The 18,225-nt window shown below is 56.5% G+C and carries 26 protein-coding genes and 2 pseudogenes; 27 read left to right on the plus strand and 1 reads right to left on the minus strand.

Annotation, left to right across the window (positions count from 1 at the left end):
* Positions 1 to 12: 12 nt before the first annotated feature.
* From rpsS to bfr, 25 genes and pseudogenes are all read left to right on the plus strand, one after another.
* Positions 13 to 287, plus strand: a pseudogene (gene rpsS, locus AB4N33_RS24570) (30S ribosomal protein S19).
* A gap of 11 nt (positions 288 to 298) precedes the next feature.
* Positions 299 to 631, plus strand: coding sequence for a 50S ribosomal protein L22 (gene rplV / locus AB4N33_RS24575; protein WP_003103908.1), 333 nt, complete (start codon positions 299 to 301; stop codon positions 629 to 631).
* A 13-nt stretch (positions 632 to 644) separates the two neighbouring features.
* On the plus strand, positions 645 to 1,331 hold the full coding sequence (gene rpsC, locus AB4N33_RS24580) for a 30S ribosomal protein S3 (RefSeq protein ID WP_007970424.1): 687 nt from the start codon (positions 645 to 647) through the stop codon (positions 1,329 to 1,331).
* A 12-nt stretch (positions 1,332 to 1,343) separates the two neighbouring features.
* Positions 1,344 to 1,757, plus strand: a complete 414-nt coding sequence (rplP, locus tag AB4N33_RS24585) for a 50S ribosomal protein L16 (RefSeq protein WP_003228729.1) — start codon at positions 1,344 to 1,346, stop codon at positions 1,755 to 1,757.
* Positions 1,757 to 1,948 carry a 50S ribosomal protein L29 gene (gene rpmC, locus AB4N33_RS24590; protein WP_002555481.1) on the plus strand — a complete coding sequence of 64 codons (192 nt, stop codon included), beginning with the start codon at positions 1,757 to 1,759 and terminating at the stop codon, positions 1,946 to 1,948. Before rplP ends, rpmC begins: the two co-directional genes overlap by 1 nt.
* 2 nt (positions 1,949 to 1,950) lie before the next feature.
* Entirely contained in the window at positions 1,951 to 2,217 is a 267-nt protein-coding gene (gene rpsQ / locus AB4N33_RS24595; RefSeq protein ID WP_003176419.1) for a 30S ribosomal protein S17, read from the plus strand.
* 23 nt (positions 2,218 to 2,240) lie between these two features.
* Positions 2,241 to 2,609, plus strand: a complete 369-nt coding sequence (gene rplN / locus AB4N33_RS24600) for a 50S ribosomal protein L14 (RefSeq protein ID WP_002555479.1) — start codon at positions 2,241 to 2,243, stop codon at positions 2,607 to 2,609.
* Positions 2,610 to 2,620: 11 nt separating this feature from the next.
* Entirely contained in the window at positions 2,621 to 2,935 is a 315-nt protein-coding gene (gene rplX / locus AB4N33_RS24605; protein WP_003186046.1) for a 50S ribosomal protein L24, read from the plus strand.
* A 20-nt stretch (positions 2,936 to 2,955) separates the two neighbouring features.
* Positions 2,956 to 3,495, plus strand: coding sequence for a 50S ribosomal protein L5 (rplE, locus tag AB4N33_RS24610; protein WP_003210069.1), 540 nt, complete (start codon positions 2,956 to 2,958; stop codon positions 3,493 to 3,495).
* 13 nt (positions 3,496 to 3,508) lie between these two features.
* Complete coding sequence (gene rpsN, locus AB4N33_RS24615; RefSeq protein WP_003228726.1) at positions 3,509 to 3,814, plus strand: 30S ribosomal protein S14; 306 nt, start codon at positions 3,509 to 3,511, stop codon at positions 3,812 to 3,814.
* A gap of 209 nt (positions 3,815 to 4,023) precedes the next feature.
* The gene (rpsH, locus tag AB4N33_RS24620; RefSeq protein WP_017848802.1) at positions 4,024 to 4,416 is read left to right on the plus strand and encodes a 30S ribosomal protein S8; all 393 of its coding nucleotides are present in this window, start codon (positions 4,024 to 4,026) and stop codon (positions 4,414 to 4,416) included.
* A 12-nt stretch (positions 4,417 to 4,428) separates the two neighbouring features.
* On the plus strand, positions 4,429 to 4,962 hold the full coding sequence (rplF, locus tag AB4N33_RS24625; protein WP_025129400.1) for a 50S ribosomal protein L6: 534 nt from the start codon (positions 4,429 to 4,431) through the stop codon (positions 4,960 to 4,962).
* Positions 4,963 to 4,972: 10 nt separating this feature from the next.
* Entirely contained in the window at positions 4,973 to 5,323 is a 351-nt protein-coding gene (gene rplR, locus AB4N33_RS24630) for a 50S ribosomal protein L18 (protein WP_003186037.1), read from the plus strand.
* Positions 5,324 to 5,326: 3 nt separating this feature from the next.
* Positions 5,327 to 5,827, plus strand: a complete 501-nt coding sequence (rpsE, locus tag AB4N33_RS24635) for a 30S ribosomal protein S5 (RefSeq protein WP_460120424.1) — start codon at positions 5,327 to 5,329, stop codon at positions 5,825 to 5,827.
* A gap of 2 nt (positions 5,828 to 5,829) precedes the next feature.
* Positions 5,830 to 6,006, plus strand: coding sequence for a 50S ribosomal protein L30 (gene rpmD / locus AB4N33_RS24640; RefSeq protein ID WP_003176408.1), 177 nt, complete (start codon positions 5,830 to 5,832; stop codon positions 6,004 to 6,006).
* A 3-nt stretch (positions 6,007 to 6,009) separates the two neighbouring features.
* Positions 6,010 to 6,447, plus strand: a complete 438-nt coding sequence (rplO, locus tag AB4N33_RS24645; RefSeq protein ID WP_003228720.1) for a 50S ribosomal protein L15 — start codon at positions 6,010 to 6,012, stop codon at positions 6,445 to 6,447.
* A complete protein-coding gene (gene secY / locus AB4N33_RS24650; protein WP_003228718.1) occupies positions 6,448 to 7,776 on the plus strand; it encodes a preprotein translocase subunit SecY in 1,329 nt (442 codons plus the stop codon).
* 27 nt (positions 7,777 to 7,803) lie between these two features.
* Complete coding sequence (gene rpmJ, locus AB4N33_RS24655; RefSeq protein ID WP_002555468.1) at positions 7,804 to 7,920, plus strand: 50S ribosomal protein L36; 117 nt, start codon at positions 7,804 to 7,806, stop codon at positions 7,918 to 7,920.
* A gap of 130 nt (positions 7,921 to 8,050) precedes the next feature.
* Complete coding sequence (gene rpsM, locus AB4N33_RS24660) at positions 8,051 to 8,407, plus strand: 30S ribosomal protein S13 (RefSeq protein WP_009045849.1); 357 nt, start codon at positions 8,051 to 8,053, stop codon at positions 8,405 to 8,407.
* 30 nt (positions 8,408 to 8,437) lie between these two features.
* Positions 8,438 to 8,827: a 30S ribosomal protein S11 gene (rpsK, locus tag AB4N33_RS24665; protein WP_002555466.1), complete on the plus strand. Its 390-nt coding sequence runs from the start codon at positions 8,438 to 8,440 to the stop codon at positions 8,825 to 8,827.
* Positions 8,828 to 8,845: 18 nt separating this feature from the next.
* Positions 8,846 to 9,466 (plus strand): 30S ribosomal protein S4, encoded by a 621-nt coding sequence (gene rpsD / locus AB4N33_RS24670; protein WP_122852423.1) that lies wholly within the window; start codon positions 8,846 to 8,848, stop codon positions 9,464 to 9,466.
* Positions 9,467 to 9,488: 22 nt separating this feature from the next.
* Complete coding sequence (locus AB4N33_RS24675) at positions 9,489 to 10,490, plus strand: DNA-directed RNA polymerase subunit alpha (protein ID WP_003186012.1); 1,002 nt, start codon at positions 9,489 to 9,491, stop codon at positions 10,488 to 10,490.
* A 42-nt stretch (positions 10,491 to 10,532) separates the two neighbouring features.
* Positions 10,533 to 10,919, plus strand: a complete 387-nt coding sequence (gene rplQ / locus AB4N33_RS24680) for a 50S ribosomal protein L17 (protein WP_007955635.1) — start codon at positions 10,533 to 10,535, stop codon at positions 10,917 to 10,919.
* 192 nt (positions 10,920 to 11,111) lie between these two features.
* Positions 11,112 to 12,566, plus strand: a complete 1,455-nt coding sequence (locus AB4N33_RS24685) for a catalase (protein ID WP_476458427.1) — start codon at positions 11,112 to 11,114, stop codon at positions 12,564 to 12,566.
* Positions 12,567 to 12,715: 149 nt separating this feature from the next.
* Positions 12,716 to 13,180, plus strand: a complete 465-nt coding sequence (gene bfr, locus AB4N33_RS24690; RefSeq protein WP_460120430.1) for a bacterioferritin — start codon at positions 12,716 to 12,718, stop codon at positions 13,178 to 13,180.
* A gap of 65 nt (positions 13,181 to 13,245) precedes the next feature.
* On the opposite strand, the pseudogene uvrA reads toward bfr, so the two are convergent.
* Positions 13,246 to 16,079 (minus strand): annotated as a pseudogene (uvrA, locus tag AB4N33_RS24695) (excinuclease ABC subunit UvrA).
* A gap of 190 nt (positions 16,080 to 16,269) precedes the next feature.
* Here uvrA and AB4N33_RS24700 point away from each other — a divergent pair.
* Both AB4N33_RS24700 and AB4N33_RS24705 read left to right on the plus strand, forming a co-directional pair.
* A complete protein-coding gene (locus AB4N33_RS24700) occupies positions 16,270 to 17,667 on the plus strand; it encodes an MFS transporter (RefSeq protein WP_460120435.1) in 1,398 nt (465 codons plus the stop codon).
* A gap of 9 nt (positions 17,668 to 17,676) precedes the next feature.
* Positions 17,677 to 18,189, plus strand: coding sequence for a single-stranded DNA-binding protein (locus tag AB4N33_RS24705; protein ID WP_110965122.1), 513 nt, complete (start codon positions 17,677 to 17,679; stop codon positions 18,187 to 18,189).
* The last annotated feature ends 36 nt before the right edge of the window (positions 18,190 to 18,225 follow it).

Raw genomic sequence — 18,225 nt, forward strand, 5'->3', positions numbered from 1 at the left:
AGGGATACGACAGTGCCACGTTCTCTGAAAAAGGTCCTTTTATCGATCTTCACCTACTGAAGAAGATCGAAGTGGCGGCGGAAAAGAATGATCGCAAACCGGTGAAAACCTGGTCGCGTCGTTCGATGATCCTGCCACAAATGGTCGGTCTGACCATCGCAGTACACAACGGTCGTCAGCACGTCCCAGTTCTCGTGAACGAAGACATGGTCGGCCACAAACTGGGCGAGTTCGCCGGTACCCGTAACTATCGCGGGCACGTGGCTGACAAGAAAGCCAAGCGTTAAGGGGTTAGGAAATGGAAGTAGCCGCTAAGTTGTCGGGCGCTCGAATCTCCGCCCAGAAAGCCCGCTTGGTCGCCGACCAGATCCGCGGGAAGAAGGTGGGCGAAGCGCTCAACCTGTTGGCTTTCAGCAGTAAGAAAGCCGCCGAGATCATGAAGAAAGTGCTGGAGTCGGCCGTAGCCAACGCCGAGCATAACGAAGGCGCAGACGTTGATGACCTGAAGGTCAGCACCGTTTTCGTCAACGAAGGGCGTTCGCTGAAGCGCATCATGCCACGTGCCAAAGGCCGTGCTGATCGCATCGTCAAGCGGTCTTGCCATATCACTGTCAAGGTTGCTGACAAGTAACGGAGTCGAAGAGATGGGTCAGAAAGTACATCCCATTGGCATTCGCCTGGGAATCGTCAAGGAGCACACCTCCGTCTGGTACGCAGACGGTCGGACTTATGCGGACTATTTGCTCGCAGATCTGAATGTGCGTGAGTACCTCCAAGACAAACTAAAAAGCGCGTCCGTAAGCCGTATCGATATCCATCGTCCGGCCCAAACTGCACGCATCACCATCCACACCGCTCGTCCAGGTATCGTTATCGGGAAGAAAGGTGAAGATGTTGAGAAACTGCGTCAGGACCTGACCAAGCAAATGGGTGTGCCTGTGCACATCAATATCGAAGAGATCCGCAAGCCGGAGCTCGACGGTATGCTGGTTGCGCAGAGCGTAGCTCAGCAGCTGGAGCGTCGCGTAATGTTCCGTCGCGCTATGAAGCGCGCAGTACAGAACGCCATGCGCATTGGTGCCAAAGGCATCAAAATCCAAGTGAGCGGTCGTCTCGGCGGTGCTGAAATCGCACGTACTGAATGGTATCGCGAAGGTCGTGTGCCATTGCACACCCTGCGTGCCGACATCGACTATGCCAACTACGAAGCTCACACCACCTACGGTGTGATCGGTGTAAAGGTTTGGATCTTCAAAGGCGAAGTAATTGGTGGTCGCCAAGAAGAGCTGAAGCCACAAGCACCAGCGCCTCGTAAAAAAGCTGCTAAGTAAGGGGTACGCCAAATGTTGCAACCTAAGCGTACGAAGTTCCGCAAGCAGATGACCGGCCACAACCGTGGTCTGGCACTGCGCGGTAGCAAAGTCAGCTTCGGCGAGTTCGCGCTGAAGTCTGTTGCTCGTGGTCGTCTCACCGCTCGTCAGATCGAGTCAGCGCGTCGTGCTCTGACCCGTCACGTAAAACGTGGCGGCAAGATCTGGATCCGTGTATTCCCGGACAAGCCTATTTCCAAGAAGCCACTCGAAGTTCGGATGGGTAAAGGTAAGGGTAACGTCGAATACTGGGTTGCCCAGATTCAGCCAGGCAAAGTCCTGTATGAAATCGAGGGTGTTTCTGAAGAGCTGGCGCGTGAGGCTTTCGCCCTGGCTGCTGCAAAGCTGCCGCTCGCCACCTCCTTTGTTAAACGGACGGTGATGTGATGAAAGCGAATGAACTTCGTGAAAAATCCGCACAGCAGCTGAACGAGCAACTGCTCGGCTTGCTGCGCGACCAGTTCAATCTGCGCATGCAGAAAGCAACTGGCCAGTTGGGGCAGTCGCATCTGCTCTCGCAAGTTAAGCGCGACATCGCTCGCGTGAAGACTGTGCTCAACCAGCAGGCAGGTAAGTGATCATGGCTGAAGCCGAAAAGACTGTCCGTACGCTGACTGGCCGTGTTGTCAGCGACAAGATGGACAAAACCATCACCGTACTGATCGAGCGTCGCGTTAAGCACCCGATCTACGGTAAATACGTTAAGCGTTCGACTAAGCTGCACGCGCACGACGAAACCAATCAGTGCCACATTGGCGACAAAGTCACTATTCGTGAAACTCGTCCTTTGGCCAAGACCAAGTCTTGGGCGCTGGTTGATGTTCTCGAACGCGCTGTGGAAGTCTAAGGACTAGGGGTCGGAGAAATTATATGATTCAGACTCAATCCATGCTCGATGTGGCCGATAACAGCGGCGCTCGCCGTGTTATGTGCATCAAGGTGCTGGGTGGCTCCCATCGTCGTTACGCTGGTATCGGTGACATCATCAAAGTTACCGTCAAGGAAGCAATTCCTCGCGGTAAAGTGAAAAAAGGCCAAGTGATGACTGCTGTTGTAGTCCGCACTCGTCACGGCGTACGTCGTGCTGATGGCTCCATTATCCGCTTTGATGGCAACGCTGCTGTTCTTCTGAACAACAAGCAAGAGCCGATCGGCACCCGTATCTTTGGGCCAGTGACCCGTGAACTTCGTACTGAGAAGTTCATGAAGATCGTCTCGCTCGCCCCAGAAGTGCTGTAAGGAGATCCGACATGCAAAAGATTCGTCGTGACGACGAGATCATCGTGATCGCCGGCAAAGACAAAGGTAAGCGCGGTAAGGTGCTGAAGGTTCTTGCTGACAACCGTCTGGTTGTTGGTGGTCTGAACCTGGTCAAGCGCCATACCAAGCCTAACCCGATGTCGGGCGTACAGGGCGGTATCGTCGAGAAAGAAGCGCCACTGCACGCTTCCAACGTCGCCATCTTCAACGGCGAAACCAACAAGGCTGACCGCGTTGGTTTCAAAGTAGAAGACGGTAAGAAAATTCGTGTCTTCAAGTCGACCCAAAAAGCGGTTGATGCTTGAACACTGCTAGGTAGAAGACCATGGCACGACTAAAAGAGATTTACCGGAAGGAAATCGCTCCGAAACTTAAGGAAGAACTTAAGCTTTCGAACGTGATGGAAGTTCCGCGCGTTACCAAGATCACCCTGAACATGGGTCTGGGCGAAGCGATCGGCGACAAAAAAGTCATCGAGCACGCTGTTGCTGACCTGGAAAAGATCACCGGCCAGAAAGTCGTTGTGACCTACGCTCGTAAATCCATCGCTGGCTTCAAAGTCCGCGAAGGATGGCCGATCGGCGTCAAAGTGACCCTGCGCCGTGAGCGTATGTACGAGTTCCTGGATCGTCTGCTGTCGATCTCCCTGCCTCGGGTCCGCGACTTCCGCGGCCTGAATGCCAAGTCCTTCGATGGTCGTGGTAACTACAGCATGGGCGTTAAAGAGCAGATCATTTTCCCGGAAATCGACTACGACAAGATCGATGCTCTCCGCGGTCTGGACATTACCCTGACCACCACTGCCAAGAACGATGATGAAGGCCGCGCTCTGCTGCGTGCTTTCAAATTCCCGTTCCGCAACTGATTGGAGTAGGAAAATGGCCAAGAAGAGCATGAAAAACCGTGAGCTGAAGCGTCAGCTCACCGTTGCCAAGTACGCCACCAAGCGTGCAGCGCTCAAAGCGATCATCGTGGATCTGAACGCAAGTCCAGAAGCACGTTGGGAAGCTACCGTAGCTCTGCAGAAGCAACCACGTGATGCAAGCGCTTCGCGCATGCGTAACCGTTGCCGCCTGACTGGTCGTCCGCACGGCGTTTACCGCAAGTTCGGCCTGGGCCGTAACAAACTGCGTGAAGCGGCAATGCGTGGTGACGTTCCAGGTCTGGTTAAAGCCAGCTGGTAAGCAATGTCAAAGTCTCGGCGTTCAGGGTTGCAATTACCTGACCGCCGGTGACCTTGTACTTGAATCAAGCCCCTATTGGGGCTTGATTCATTTCTGGGGTGTGTCTAGAATACCCGGCTCGCCTGAGCCCGTGCTTTTTTGCACGGATGTATTCGGCGACACGTAGTAGCCGAAAGGCTAATTTTTTGTGTATTAGGAGCGTCTAGCCCATGAGTATGCAGGACCCGTTAGCGGACATGCTAACTCGAATCCGTAATGCCCAGATGGCTGAAAAGTCCGTCGTAAGCATGCCATCTTCTACTTTGAAGGTAGCTGTTGCCAAAGTCCTGAAGGACGAGGGTTACATTGCGGGTTATCAGATCAGCAGCGAAATCAAGCCACTGCTGTCCATCGAGCTGAAGTACTTCGAAGGCCGTCCGGTCATCGAGGAAGTGAAGCGCGTCAGCCGCCCAGGCCTGCGTCAGTACAAGTCCGTCGAGGATCTGCCAAAAGTTCGTGGCGGTCTCGGTGTGTCTATCGTCTCCACCAACAAGGGTGTGATGACGGATCGTGCTGCGCGCGCTGCCGGTGTCGGCGGCGAAGTTCTTTGCACTGTGTTCTAAGGGGGGATAAGCATGTCTCGCGTCGCTAAGAACCCCGTTAAGCTGCCAGCCGGTGTCGAAGTCAAATTCGCAGGCCAACAGCTTTCGGTGAAGGGTGCCAAGGGCACTCTCGAACTGAACGTCCATTCGTCCGTTGAGATTGTTGAAGAAGCTGGTGAGCTGCGTTTTGCTGCTCGCAATGGCGATCAACAGACTCGCGCAATGGCCGGTACCACTCGTGCGTTGGTAAACAACATGGTCCAAGGCGTAAGCCAAGGCTTCGAGCGCAAGCTCCAGCTGGTCGGTGTTGGTTACAAAGCGCAAGCAAAAGGCACAGTGCTGAACCTGGCTCTTGGCTTCTCGCACCCAGTGGATTATGAACTGCCGGAAGGCATCACCGCTGAGACTCCTAGCCAGACCGATATCCTGATCAAGGGCATCGACAAGCAGCTGGTAGGTCAAGTGGCCGCCGAGATCCGCGACTTCCGTCCACCAGAGCCGTACAAAGGCAAAGGTGTGCGCTACGCGGACGAAGTCGTCCGTCGTAAAGAAGCCAAGAAGAAGTAGGGCATAGCAAATGACCGACAAAAAAGTTACTCGACTGCGTCGCGCTCGCAAAGCACGCCTGAAAATGCACGAACTCGAAGTCGTGCGTCTCTGCGTGTTCCGCTCGTCGCAGCACATCTACGCCCAGGTCATTTCGGCCGACGGCAACAAAGTCCTGGCAAGTGCTTCGACTTTGGATAAAGAACTGCGTGATGGTGCTACCGGCAACATCGACGCGGCCACTAAGGTTGGCCAGCTGGTCGCTACGCGTGCTAAAGCCGCTGGCGTCTCGCAGGTGGCTTTCGACCGCTCTGGCTTCAAGTACCACGGTCGCGTCAAGGCGCTGGCTGATGCTGCTCGTGAAGCTGGGCTGGAGTTCTAAGTTATGTCAAATAACGACCAAAAGCGCGACGAAGGCTACATCGAGAAGCTGGTTCAAGTTAACCGCGTAGCCAAAACCGTTAAAGGCGGCCGTATCTTCACCTTCACCGCGTTGACCGTGGTAGGTGATGGTAAAGGGCGTGTTGGCTTCGGCCGTGGCAAGTCGCGTGAAGTGCCTGCTGCGATCCAGAAGGCAATGGAAGCTGCTCGCCGCAACATGATCCAGGTTGATCTGAACGGCACCACCCTGCAGTACGCAACGAAGTCCGCCCATGGCGCTTCGAAGGTATACATGCAGCCTGCTTCTGAAGGTACCGGTATCATCGCTGGCGGCGCTATGCGTGCCGTTCTCGAAGTTGCTGGCGTTCAGAACGTTCTGGCCAAGTGCTACGGCTCGACTAACCCGGTAAACGTGGTTCACGCCACTTTCAAGGGTCTGAAAGCCATGCAATCTCCTGAGTCCATTGCCGCCAAGCGTGGCAAAAGCGTCAAGGAGATCTTCTGATCATGGCTACCGTTAAAGTAACGCTGATCAAAAGCATGACCGGCCGCATCCCTAACCACAAACTGTGCGTTAAGGGTCTGGGTCTGCGTCGCATCGGTCACACTGTAGAAGTCCAGGATACTCCCGAGAATCGCGGGATGATCAACAAGGCTTACTACATGCTGCGTGTCGAGGGTTAATCGATGAAACTCAATGATCTGAGTCCAGCGCCGGGTTCCCGTCGCGAAAAGCATCGTCCGGGCCGTGGTATCGGTAGTGGTTTGGGCAAGACCGGTGGCCGTGGCCACAAAGGTCAGACCTCCCGCTCCGGTGGCACCATTGCTCCAGGCTTTGAAGGCGGTCAACAGCCGCTGCATCGTCGCCTGCCGAAGTTCGGTTTCGTTTCCCTGAAAGCCATGGACCGCGCAGAAGTGCGTCTGTCCGAGCTGGCCAAAGTGGAAGGCGACATCGTCACCGTGCAGTCCTTGAAAGATGCCAACGTGATCAACGTCAACGTACAGCGTGTGAAAATCATGCTGTCCGGTGAAGTGACTCGCGCTGTAACCATCGGGAAGGGAATCGGCGCCACCAAAGGTGCGCGTGCGGCTATCGAAGCAGCTGGCGGCAAGTTCGAGGAATAAATGGCTAAGCAAGGTGCTCTCTCTGCGCTCGGCAAAGGCGGTATGTCTGAACTCTGGGCTCGTCTGCGTTTTCTGTTCCTGGCGATTATCGTCTACCGAATAGGCGCACACATCCCGGTTCCAGGTATCAACCCGGACCGACTCGCGGACCTGTTTCGACAGAATGAGGGGACCATTCTTAGCTTGTTCAACATGTTTTCCGGCGGCGCGCTGGAGCGGATGAGCATTTTTGCACTGGGGATCATGCCGTACATTTCGGCATCGATCATCATGCAATTGATGACCGCCGTCAGCCCGCAGCTGGAGCAGTTGAAGAAGGAAGGTGAAGCTGGCCGTCGCAAGATCAGCCAGTACACCCGCTACGGCACTGTCGTCCTCGCTCTCGTCCAGGCAATTGGCATGTCCATTGGTCTGGCAGGGCAGGGCGTTGCGTTCACTGGTGACTTTGGCTTCCATTTCGTCGCGGTATCCACTTTTGTGGCTGGTGCGATGTTCATGATGTGGCTGGGTGAGCAGATTACTGAGCGTGGTGTTGGCAACGGTATCTCGATGTTGATTTTTTCGGGTATCGTCGCCGGTCTTCCGAGAGCAATCGGGCAGTCTTTCGAGTCTGCGCGTCAGGGTGATATCAATATCTTCGCCCTGGTTGCCATCGGTTTGCTGGCAGTAGCGATTATCGGTTTCGTGGTGTTCATTGAGCGTGGTCAGCGTCGTATTGCTGTTCACTACGCCAAGCGTCAGCAGGGCCGCAAGGTTTTTGCTGCGCAGACCAGCCACCTGCCGCTGAAGGTGAACATGGCCGGTGTTATTCCGGCCATTTTCGCGAGCAGCATTCTGCTGTTCCCGGCTTCGCTGGGTGCCTGGTTTGGTCAGTCTGAGGGTATGGGCTGGTTGCAGGACATCTCGCAGTCGATCGCTCCTGGTCAGCCGTTGAATATTCTGCTGTTTAGTGCAGGGATTATTTTCTTCTGCTTCTTCTATACGGCGTTGATGTTCAATCCGAAAGACGTAGCGGAAAACCTGAAGAAGTCCGGTGCCTTTATTCCGGGCATCCGTCCAGGTGAGCAGTCTGCGCGCTACATTGATGGCGTTCTGACTCGCTTGACCATGTTCGGTGCTCTATACATGACGGCCGTGTGCCTGTTGCCCCAGTTCCTGGTGGTTGCGGCAAACGTTCCGTTCTACCTTGGCGGGACCTCGTTGCTGATCGTCGTCGTGGTTGTGATGGACTTCATGTCCCAAGTACAATCGCACCTCGTTTCGCACCAGTACGAATCCCTGATGAAGAAAGCCAACCTGAAGGGTTACGGCAGCGGCATGTTGCGCTGAGTACCCATAAGGTTCGAGGAGTTGGTGATGAAAGTTCGTGCATCGGTGAAAAAGCTGTGCCGTAACTGCAAGATTATTCGCCGCGAAGGTGTTGTTCGAGTAATTTGCAGCGCGGAACCGCGTCACAAACAGCGCCAAGGCTGAGTGTGATTGTGCTTCAAACCCGGTAGCTAGTGTGCTACCGGGTTGATTATTTGTTATTACAGCGATATTATCTCGCGCCCTATTTCTTGGCTTCCGGGGCGTAGGTAGCTGTCAATTGGAGTCCCACTGAATGGCCCGTATTGCAGGCGTTAACATTCCAGATAACAAGCATACTGTTATCTCGCTGACCTACATCTATGGTGTTGGTCGCACAACTGCGCAGAAAATCTGTGCAGAGACTGGGGTAAACCCAGCCGCTAAGATCAAGGATCTGAGCGACGAGCAAATTGAACAGCTGCGTGGCGAAGTGGCGAAGTTCACCACTGAAGGTGACCTGCGTCGCGAAATCAACATGAAAATCAAGCGCTTGATGGACCTCGGTTGCTATCGCGGTCTGCGTCATCGTCGCGGTCTTCCAGTACGCGGTCAGCGTACCAAGACCAACGCGCGTACCCGTAAAGGTCCGCGTAAGCCGATCCGCAAGTAATCGCCCCAGCGAATCGACAGGAATTTAATCATGGCAAAACCTGCTGCTCGTCCTCGTAAAAAAGTTAAAAAGACAGTGGTTGATGGCATCGCCCACATCCATGCTTCTTTTAACAACACCATCGTGACCATCACCGACCGTCAAGGTAACGCTCTTTCCTGGGCTACCTCCGGTGGTTCGGGTTTCCGCGGTTCCCGTAAGTCCACCCCGTTCGCTGCTCAAGTAGCTGCTGAGCGTGCTGGTCAAGCTGCGCTGGAATACGGTCTGAAAAACCTCGACGTTAACGTCAAAGGTCCAGGCCCAGGTCGTGAATCTGCAGTCCGTGCTTTGAACGGCTGTGGCTACAAGATCGCCAGCATCACCGACGTGACGCCAATCCCGCACAACGGGTGCCGTCCGCCGAAGAAGCGCCGCGTGTAATCCAGGAGATTGTGAAGAATGGCTCGTTACATTGGTCCAAAATGCAAACTCGCTCGTCGCGAAGGCACCGATCTCTTCCTGAAGAGCGGCGTGCGCGCGATCGAATCGAAGTGCAACATTGAAGCAGCACCTGGTATCCACGGCCAACGCCGCGGTCGCCAGTCCGACTACGGCACCCAACTGCGTGAAAAGCAGAAGGTCCGTCGTATCTACGGCGTTCTCGAGCGTCAATTCAGCGGCTACTACAAAGAAGCTGCTGGCAAGAAAGGTGCAACAGGCGAAAACCTGCTGCAACTGCTCGAATGCCGTCTGGACAACGTTGTATACCGTATGGGCTTTGGTTCGACTCGTGCCGAATCCCGTCAGCTGGTATCGCACAAGTCGATCAGCGTAAACGGCAAAACCGTTAACGTTCCGTCCTACCAGGTTCGTGCTGGTGACGTGGTTGCTGTTCGCGAGAAAGCAAAAAACCAACTTCGCATTGTCCAAGCTCTCGATCTGTGTGCCCAACGTGGCCGCGTAGAATGGGTAGAAGTAGACACTGAGAAGAAGTCGGGCGTTTTCAAGAACGTTCCAGCTCGCAGTGATCTGTCCGCCGACATCAACGAAAGCCTGATTGTCGAGCTCTACTCCAAGTAAGGGCTAGAAAATAGGTGCATCCATGCAGATTTCGGTAAATGAGTTCCTGACACCACGCCATATTGATGTGCAGGTTGTCAGTCCAACCCGCGCCAAGATCACGCTCGAGCCTCTCGAGCGTGGTTTCGGCCACACCCTGGGCAACGCGCTGCGCCGCATCCTGTTGTCCTCAATGCCCGGCTGTGCAGTAGTCGAGGCCGAGATTGACGGTGTACTCCACGAGTACAGCGCCATCGAAGGCGTACAGGAAGACGTAATTGAAATCCTGTTGAACCTTAAAGGTCTGGCTATCAAGCTGCACGGTCGTGACGAAGTTACGCTGACCTTGTCGAAGAAGGGTTCGGGGGTGGTTACCGCTGCCGATATTCAGCTGGATCATGATGTCGAGATCGTTAACCCCGATCACGTAATCGCTAACCTGGCGTCTAACGGCGCCCTGAACATGAAGCTCACCGTAGCTCGTGGTCGTGGTTATGAACCGGCAGACTCGCGTCAGAGCGATGAAGACGAAAGCCGCAGCATTGGTCGCTTGCAGCTCGACTCTTCGTTCAGCCCGGTTCGCCGTATCGCATACGTGGTGGAAAACGCCCGTGTCGAACAGCGTACTAACCTGGACAAGCTGGTTATTGATCTGGAAACCAACGGTACCCTGGATCCTGAAGAGGCTATCCGCCGTGCTGCAACCATCCTGCAACAGCAGTTGGCTGCGTTCGTCGACCTCAAAGGTGACAGTGAACCAGTGGTTGTCGAGCAGGAAGACGAGATCGATCCGATCCTGCTTCGCCCGGTTGACGATCTGGAACTGACTGTACGTTCGGCTAACTGCCTTAAGGCGGAAAACATCTACTACATCGGCGACCTGATTCAGCGCACCGAAGTAGAGCTGTTGAAGACTCCGAACCTGGGCAAGAAATCCTTGACTGAAATCAAGGACGTTCTGGCCTCCCGCGGTCTGTCCCTCGGCATGCGCCTCGACAACTGGCCGCCTGCAAGTCTTAAGAAGGACGACAAGGCGACTGCCTGATCGTCGTAATCACCGAACGTTGTGTTTGGTAAGGAATGAACCATGCGTCATCGTAAAAGTGGTCGTCACCTGAGCCGCACCAGCTCGCACCGCAAGGCCATGTTCCAAAACATGGCGGTGTCGCTGTTCGAGCACGAGCTGATCAAAACTACTCTGCCAAAAGCCAAAGAACTGCGCCGCGTTGCCGAGCCGCTGATCACTCTGGCCAAGACAGACAGCGTTGCTAACCGTCGTCTGGCTTTCGACCGTACTCGTTCGAAAGCTATCGTTGGTAAGCTCTTCAACGACCTGGGCAAGCGTTACGCTACCCGTGAGGGTGGCTATCTGCGCATCCTCAAGTGCGGTTTCCGCGCTGGCGACAATGCGCCTATGGCGTACGTCGAGTTGGTTGATCGTGCTGTCGGCGGTGAAGCTGTATCCGCTGAGTAAGACGTCAGTCTGAAACGAAAAACCGGGCCTTGTGCCCGGTTTTTTGTGGGAGCTCAAAAAGTTTTGCGTCTGAAGTGGTGGATTAGATATTTCTATCGAATATCAAAAGTTAATGAATTTGTACGTGTAACATTTGTGGTCAATACTCTCCACCAAGCCGATTAGCCGGCAGACCGAAGAGGAAGAGATCGCATGAGCCAAAATAAAATACTCACCACCGCCAGTGGCGCTCCTGTCGCTGATAACCAGAATTCTCGCTCCGCCGGCCCTCGCGGTCCGCTGCTTCTCGAGGACTTCCACTTGCTGGAAAAACTGGCCCACTTCAACCGGGAAAACATTCCTGAGCGCCGTGTGCACGCAAAGGGTTCGGGCGCCTACGGTACGTTCACGGTGACGCGCGACATCACCGAATACACCAGCGCCAAACTGTTTGAATCGGTGGGTAAGCAAACTCCAACCTTCCTGCGTTTTTCTACCGTTGGCGGCGAGCGCGGCTCGGCTGATACCGAACGAGATCCACGGGGCTTCGCGTTGAAGTTCTACACTGAGGAAGGTAACTGGGACATCGTGGGCAACAATACGCCCGTGTTCTTCATCCGTGACCCACTCAAATTTCCGGACTTTATCCACACCCAGAAACGTCTGCCGCAGAGCAATCTGAAAAGTGCTCAGGCCATGTGGGATTTCTGGTCACACTCTCCTGAGGCGCTGCACCAGGTCACTATTCTGTTTTCGGATCGCGGCATCCCTGACGGCTACCGTCACATGCACGGCTTCGGGAGTCACACTTATAGCCTGATCAATGCCAGCGGCGAGCGCCGGTGGGTGAAGTGGCACTACAAGACCAAGCAGGGGATCAAGAACCTGGCGCCGGCAGAGGCTGCCCGGCTGGCCGGTACCGATCCAGATTACGCACAGCGTGATCTGTTCGAAGCGATCGAGCGTGGCGACTTTCCTAAATGGAGTGTCTGCATCCAGGTCATGACCGAAGCCCAGGCTGAAGGGCACTACGAAAACCCGTTCGACGTGACCAAGACCTGGTCGCAGAAAGAGTTTCCGCTGATTGAAGTCGGCGAACTGGAGCTTAACCGCAACCCGCTGAACTACTTCGCCGAGGTTGAGCAGGCGGCGTTCGGGCCGAGCAACATGGTGCCGGGTGTAGGCTTGTCGCCGGATCGCATGTTGCAAGGTCGGGTATTCGCCTATGCGGATGCGCACCGCTACCGCGTCGGTACCAATCACCAGCAGTTGCCAGTGAATGCACCGCGTAGCCCGGTCAACAGCTATCAACGTGATGGTTCGATGGCGTTTGGCAGCAATGGCGGCGCCGCACCGAACTACGAGCCGAACAGCTACGTAGAATCGCCGAAGCAAGCGCCTCGTTATGCCGAACCAGCACTGAAATTGAGTGGCGTGGCTGATCGCTACGATCACCGCGAAGACACCGACTACTACAGCCACGCCGGTGCGCTTTTCCGCCTGATGAGTGATGAGCAGAAATCCCTGCTGGTCAACAACATCGCCGGCGCCATGGGTGGTGTGTCCGGGGATGTGGTAGACCGCCAATTGCAGCATTTCTACAAAGCCGACCCGGCGTATGGAGAAGCAATCGCGAAGGCGTTGGGTGTACAGCTTAACGAAGTCTAAACGAGAAGCAGAACCGCCCTCATTCGGGCGGTTTTTGCGTTATTTCGGCTGCTTTTCTCAGAATATCTTCGCTTTTGTTGCGTCAAGTGAGTGACCTTCCGGTCAGGTTGGTTCAAACTACAGACTTTCAAGCAGGGAGATGTAGGGCGATGCAAGGCCACCCAGACGTAATCGATTACCTCAACACGTTGCTGACCGGAGAACTGGCAGCGCGTGACCAATATTTCGTTCATTCGCGCATGTATGAAGACTGGGGTTTCACCAAGCTCTACGAGCGAATCAACCATGAGATGGAAGAGGAAGCCGGCCACGCTGACGCCCTGATGCGCCGCATTCTGATGCTCGAAGGCACGCCACGTATGCGTCCGGATGATGTAATCGTTGGAGTGACGGTGTCCGACATGCTTGCTGCGGACCTGCAACTGGAATACAAAGTCCGCGCTGCACTCTGCAAAGGCATCGAGTTGTGCGAAAAGCACCAGGACTATGTCAGCCGCGAGATCCTGCGCGTTCAATTGAACGATACCGAAGAAGATCACACCTACTGGCTGGAAAAGCAGTTGGGCCTGATCAAACTCATCGGTATCGAGAACTACCTGCAATCCCACGCCTGATTTGCAGCGGCTACAAAAAAGCCCCTGTCACCGATAACGTGACAGGGGCTTTTTCATGCGCAGGACTAAGCCCTGTCGCGTTCCAACAGCGGCTTGAGGTAGAAGCCGGTGTGCGACTGCTTCATCTCGGCAACCTCTTCCGGGGTACCCACGGCAATGATCTGCCCCCCTTTGGAACCACCTTCCGGCCCGAGGTCCACCAGCCAGTCGGCGGTCTTGATCACGTCCAGATTGTGCTCGATTACCACCACGGTGTTGCCGTGGTCGCGCAAACGGTGCAGCACGTCCAGCAGTTGCTGAATATCCGCGAAGTGCAAACCGGTGGTTGGCTCATCGAGGATGTACAGGGTCTTGCCGGTATCGCGCTTGGACAGCTCGCGGGACAGTTTCACCCGCTGCGCTTCACCACCGGACAGCGTGGTCGCCGACTGCCCCAGCTTGATGTACGACAGGCCGACGTCCATCAGCGTCTGGAGCTTGCGCGCCAGGGCTGGGACGGCATCGAAGAACTCCCGCGCTTCCTCGATGGTCATCTCGAGGGTTTCGTGAATGCTCTTGCCCTTGTATTTGATCTCCAGCGTTTCGCGGTTGTAACGCTTGCTCTTGCAGACATCACACGGAACGTAGATGTCCGGCAGGAAGTGCATCTCAACCTTGATCAGGCCATCTCCCTGACAAGCTTCGCAGCGCCCCCCTTGACGTTGAAGGAGAAGCGCCCCGGGCCGTAACCACGCGAACGGGACTCCGGAACCCCGGCGAACAGCTCGCGAATCGGTGTGAACAGCCCGGTGTAGGTCGCCGGGTTGGAGCGCGGCGTGCGGCCGATTGGGCTTTGGTCAATGTCGACGACCTTGTCCAGGTGCTCCAGTCCTTTGATGCTGTCGTGCGCGGCCGCTTCAAGCGTGGTGGCGCCGTTAAGGGCGGTGGCGCTCAACGGGAACAACGTGTTGTTGATCAACGTTGACTTGCCGGAGCCGGAAACCCCGGTAACGCAGGTCAGCAGGCCAATCGGGATATCCAGGTCGACGTTACGCAAGTTGTTGCCGCGAGCCCCTTTCAGAGAAAGCGACAGCTTCTTGTTGCGCGGCGTGCGCTTGGCCGGTACTTCGATTTTCACCCGGCCCGAGAGGTACTTGCCCGTCAGCGAATCCGGGTGGGCCATCACTTCCTTCGGTGTACCTTCGGCAACGATGTTGCCGCCATGTACGCCAGCGCCCGGGCCGATATCCACGACGTAGTCCGCCAGGCGGATGGCATCTTCATCGTGCTCGACCACGATCACCGTGTTGCCGATGTCGCGCAGGTGCTTGAGCGTACCGAGCAAACGGTCGTTGTCGCGCTGATGCAGGCCGATCGATGGTTCATCGAGGATGTACAACACGCCCACAAGCCCGGCGCCTATCTGGCTCGCCAGGCGAATGCGCTGGGCTTCACCGCCCGACAGGGTGTCCGCGCTGCGGTCCAGGGACAGGTAGTCCAAGCCGACGTTGACCAGGAATTGCAGGCGCTCGCGGATTTCCTTGAGGATCTTGTCGGCAATCTCGCCACGGCGCCCGCTGAGCTTTAGCACGCCGAAGTAGTCGCAGGCATCACCGATTGGCAGATTGGTGACCGCCGGCAGGTTCTTCTCGCCTACCCATACATGCCGCGCCTCGCGACGCAGGCGGGTGCCACGGCAATCCGGGCAAGGCTGGGTGCTGAGGAACTTCGCCAGTTCCTCGCGCACGGAAGCCGACTCGGTTTCTCGGTAGCGACGTTCCAGGTTGGGAACGATGCCTTCGAACGGGTGCGAGCGTTTGACGATGTCGCCACGGTCGTTCAGGTACTTGAAGTCGACGCTTTGCGAGCCGCTGCCGTGGAGGATGACTTTCTGTTGCTCGGCCGGCAGTTCGTTGAACGGCACTTCCAGGCTGAACTTGTAGTGTGAAGCCAGCGAGCCGAGCATCTGGAAATAGTAGACGTTTCGCCTGTCCCAGCCGCGAATAGCGCCTTCAGCCAGGGTCAGATCACCATTGACCAGTCGCTTGATGTCGAAGAATTGCTTCACCCCCAGACCATCGCATGTCGGGCAGGCGCCGGCCGGGTTGTTGAAGGAGAACAGCTTGGGTTCCAGCTCGCTGATGGCATGGCCGCAGATCGGGCAGGCGAAACGTGCGGAGAAGATGATCTCCTCGCCCGGTTCGTCATCCATCGGTGCCACCAGCGCGATGCCGTCCGCCAGTTTCAGCGCCGTCTCGAAGGATTCGGCCAGGCGTTGCTGCAGGTCGGCGCGGACCTTGAAGCGGTCGACCACTACGTCGATGGTGTGTTTTTTCTGCTTATCGAGCTTGGGCGCTTCGTCCAGCTCGTAGAGCTTGCCGTTGATCCGGGCACGCACGAAACCCTGGGCGCGCAGCTCTTCGAAGACCGACAGGTGTTCGCCCTTACGCTCGCGAATCACCGGGGCCAGCAGCATCAGCTTGCTACCTTCCGGCTGGGCGAGCACCAGGTCGACCATTTGGCTGACGGTTTGTGCTTCGAGCGGAATATCGTGGTCCGGGCAACGCGGAATGCCCACCCGCGCATAGAGCAGGCGCAGGTAGTCGTAAATTTCGGTGATGGTGCCGACGGTCGAGCGCGGGTTGTGCGAGGTCGACTTCTGTTCGATGGAGATGGCCGGCGACAGGCCTTCGATGGTGTCGACGTCGGGTTTTTCCATCATCGACAAAAACTGCCGGGCATAGGCCGACAGCGACTCGACGTAGCGGCGCTGGCCTTCGGCATACAGCGTGTCGAATGCCAGGGAAGACTTGCCGGACCCGGACAGGCCGGTGATGACAATCAGTTTGTCCCGTGGCAGGGTCAGGTCGATGTTCTTCAGGTTGTGGGTTCGGGCCCCACGAATCAGGATCTTGTCCAAAGTGGCCTCGCTCGGCGGGCGTCGAAAACGTGGAGTATACGGGCAAATACTGGATGGATAAACACTATGGAGCGAGTGGATAATGCGCGTTCATGAAGAGTCTGTCAGCGGAACGCGTCAAAGCGTCGCGATTTACCCTGTCATTCGATGGGACTGGTAGAATCGCGGCCGGTTCACACGAGGTTTTTCCATGCACGATCCCCACAGCGAACGCATGAGTGGCAGTGAGACCCGCGCGGCAAGCGGTCTGGCCCTCGTGTTCGCCTTCCGTATGCTTGGCATGTTCATGGTGTTGCCGGTATTGGCGACCTATGGCATGGATCTGGCGGGAGCGACCCCGGCCCTTATCGGGCTGGCGATTGGCGCTTACGGCCTGACCCAGGCGATTTTTCAGATTCCTTTCGGGGTCATATCCGACCGCATCGGTCGCCGCCCGGTGATTTACCTGGGCCTGATCGTCTTTGCCCTGGGCAGCGTGCTGGCCGCCAGTGCCGACTCGATCTGGGGCGTGATTGCCGGTCGCATCCTGCAGGGTGCCGGGGCGATTTCCGCTGCCGTGATGGCGCTGCTGTCCGACCTGACCCGAGAACAGCATCGTACCAAGGCCATGGCCATGATCGGGATGACGATCGGCCTGTCGTTCGCCGTCGCGATGGTGGTCGGTCCGTTGCTGACCCGCGCATTCGGCTTGTCCGGACTTTTTCTCGCCACCGGCGGCATGGCCCTGGTGGGCATTCTGATCGTCGCGTTCATGGTGCCGCGCGCCAGTGGGCCGTTGCAGCACCGGGAGTCCGGCGTCGCGCGCCAGGCCTTGATACCGACGCTCAAGCACCCGGACCTGCTGCGACTGGACCTGGGCATCTTTGTGTTGCACGCGATGTTGATGTCGAGCTTCGTCGCATTGCCCCTGGCCCTGGTCGAAAAAGCCGGGCTGCCCAAGGAGCAGCACTGGTGGGTCTACCTGACTGCGCTGTTGATTTCATTCTTCGCCATGATCCCGTTCATCATCTATGGCGAGAAGAAACGCAAAATGAAACGAGTTTTGTTGGGCGCGGTGCTGACGCTGATGCTCACTGAGCTATTCTTCTGGCAGTTCGGCGATAGCCTGCGAGCCCTTGTGATCGGGACGGTGGTGTTCTTTACCGCGTTCAATTTGCTGGAAGCTTCGCTGCCATCGCTGATCAGCAAGGTTTCACCAGCGGGTGGCAAGGGTACGGCGATGGGCGTTTATTCCACCAGTCAGTTCCTCGGATCGGCACTGGGCGGGATACTCGGCGGCTGGATGTTCCAGCACGGCGGTCTGTCGGTTGTGTTCCTTGGATGCGCCGCCCTGGCTGCCATCTGGCTGGCCTTTGCTGTTACCATGCGCGAACCTCCCTACGTGACGAGCCTGCGCTTGCCGTTGTCGCCCGAGGCGATCCGCGAAGCGGGTCTGGTCGAGCGCCTGATGGCCGTTGTAGGGGTAACAGATGCAGTGATCGTTGCAGATGAGGCGGCGATTTACATCAAATTGGACACCGAACTATTGGATCGCACTACCCTCGAGCGTCTGGTGAACAACCCGGCCGCGACAGCGTGCGAAGCCTAGGAGAACGTTATGGCCCGTGGGGTTAACAAAGTCATATTGGTCGGCACTTGCGGCCAGGATCCCGAAGTTCGCTACCTGCCTAACGGTAACGCCGTGACCAACCTGAGTCTGGCGACCAGCGAACAGTGGACCGACAAGCAAACCGGCCAGAAAGTCGAAAAGACTGAATGGCACCGTGTTTCGATGTTCGGCAAGGTGGCTGAAATCGCCGGCGAATACCTGCGCAAGGGTTCGCAGGTCTACATCGAAGGCAAGTTGCAAACCCGCGAGTGGGAAAAAGACGGCATCAAGCGTTACACCACCGAAATCGTGGTCGACATGCAAGGCACCATGCAACTGCTGGGCGGCCGTCCACAACAGGGAGACCAACAAGGCGGTGGCAACAACTACCAGCAATCGGCCCCACGCCAGCAGGCTCCGCGTCCGCAGCAGTCGGCACCGCAGCAGCGCCCTGCGCCTCAGCAGGCCGCCCCGCAACCGGCTCCGGATTTCGACAGCTTCGATGACGATATTCCGTTCTGAGGCAGCTATAAGCCGCAAGCTTCAAACGGCAAGCTG

Source organism: Pseudomonas sp. S1_E05, assembly GCF_056337105.1.

What these genes read in the sequence shown, in the direction of transcription:
- secY (WP_003228718.1), top strand. Translation starts at nt 6,448, where the DNA reads ATGGCTAAGCAAGGTGCTCTCTCTGCGCTCGGCAAAGGCGGTATGTCT.
- bfr (WP_460120430.1), top strand. Translation starts at nt 12,716, where the DNA reads ATGCAAGGCCACCCAGACGTAATCGATTACCTCAACACGTTGCTGACC.
- rpsK (WP_002555466.1), top strand. Translation starts at nt 8,438, where the DNA reads ATGGCAAAACCTGCTGCTCGTCCTCGTAAAAAAGTTAAAAAGACAGTG.
- rplR (WP_003186037.1), top strand. Translation starts at nt 4,973, where the DNA reads ATGACCGACAAAAAAGTTACTCGACTGCGTCGCGCTCGCAAAGCACGC.
- rplE (WP_003210069.1), top strand. Translation starts at nt 2,956, where the DNA reads ATGGCACGACTAAAAGAGATTTACCGGAAGGAAATCGCTCCGAAACTT.
- rpsQ (WP_003176419.1), top strand. Translation starts at nt 1,951, where the DNA reads ATGGCTGAAGCCGAAAAGACTGTCCGTACGCTGACTGGCCGTGTTGTC.
- rpsE (WP_460120424.1), top strand. Translation starts at nt 5,327, where the DNA reads ATGTCAAATAACGACCAAAAGCGCGACGAAGGCTACATCGAGAAGCTG.
- rpsC (WP_007970424.1), top strand. Translation starts at nt 645, where the DNA reads ATGGGTCAGAAAGTACATCCCATTGGCATTCGCCTGGGAATCGTCAAG.
- rplP (WP_003228729.1), top strand. Translation starts at nt 1,344, where the DNA reads ATGTTGCAACCTAAGCGTACGAAGTTCCGCAAGCAGATGACCGGCCAC.
- rplV (WP_003103908.1), top strand. Translation starts at nt 299, where the DNA reads ATGGAAGTAGCCGCTAAGTTGTCGGGCGCTCGAATCTCCGCCCAGAAA.
- rplF (WP_025129400.1), top strand. Translation starts at nt 4,429, where the DNA reads ATGTCTCGCGTCGCTAAGAACCCCGTTAAGCTGCCAGCCGGTGTCGAA.
- rpsH (WP_017848802.1), top strand. Translation starts at nt 4,024, where the DNA reads ATGAGTATGCAGGACCCGTTAGCGGACATGCTAACTCGAATCCGTAAT.
- rpsN (WP_003228726.1), top strand. Translation starts at nt 3,509, where the DNA reads ATGGCCAAGAAGAGCATGAAAAACCGTGAGCTGAAGCGTCAGCTCACC.
- rpsD (WP_122852423.1), top strand. Translation starts at nt 8,846, where the DNA reads ATGGCTCGTTACATTGGTCCAAAATGCAAACTCGCTCGTCGCGAAGGC.
- rpmC (WP_002555481.1), top strand. Translation starts at nt 1,757, where the DNA reads ATGAAAGCGAATGAACTTCGTGAAAAATCCGCACAGCAGCTGAACGAG.
- rpmJ (WP_002555468.1), top strand. Translation starts at nt 7,804, where the DNA reads ATGAAAGTTCGTGCATCGGTGAAAAAGCTGTGCCGTAACTGCAAGATT.
- AB4N33_RS24675 (WP_003186012.1), top strand. Translation starts at nt 9,489, where the DNA reads ATGCAGATTTCGGTAAATGAGTTCCTGACACCACGCCATATTGATGTG.
- rpsM (WP_009045849.1), top strand. Translation starts at nt 8,051, where the DNA reads ATGGCCCGTATTGCAGGCGTTAACATTCCAGATAACAAGCATACTGTT.
- rplX (WP_003186046.1), top strand. Translation starts at nt 2,621, where the DNA reads ATGCAAAAGATTCGTCGTGACGACGAGATCATCGTGATCGCCGGCAAA.
- rplO (WP_003228720.1), top strand. Translation starts at nt 6,010, where the DNA reads ATGAAACTCAATGATCTGAGTCCAGCGCCGGGTTCCCGTCGCGAAAAG.
- rplQ (WP_007955635.1), top strand. Translation starts at nt 10,533, where the DNA reads ATGCGTCATCGTAAAAGTGGTCGTCACCTGAGCCGCACCAGCTCGCAC.
- rpmD (WP_003176408.1), top strand. Translation starts at nt 5,830, where the DNA reads ATGGCTACCGTTAAAGTAACGCTGATCAAAAGCATGACCGGCCGCATC.
- AB4N33_RS24685 (WP_476458427.1), top strand. Translation starts at nt 11,112, where the DNA reads ATGAGCCAAAATAAAATACTCACCACCGCCAGTGGCGCTCCTGTCGCT.
- AB4N33_RS24705 (WP_110965122.1), top strand. Translation starts at nt 17,677, where the DNA reads ATGGCCCGTGGGGTTAACAAAGTCATATTGGTCGGCACTTGCGGCCAG.
- AB4N33_RS24700 (WP_460120435.1), top strand. Translation starts at nt 16,270, where the DNA reads ATGCACGATCCCCACAGCGAACGCATGAGTGGCAGTGAGACCCGCGCG.
- rplN (WP_002555479.1), top strand. Translation starts at nt 2,241, where the DNA reads ATGATTCAGACTCAATCCATGCTCGATGTGGCCGATAACAGCGGCGCT.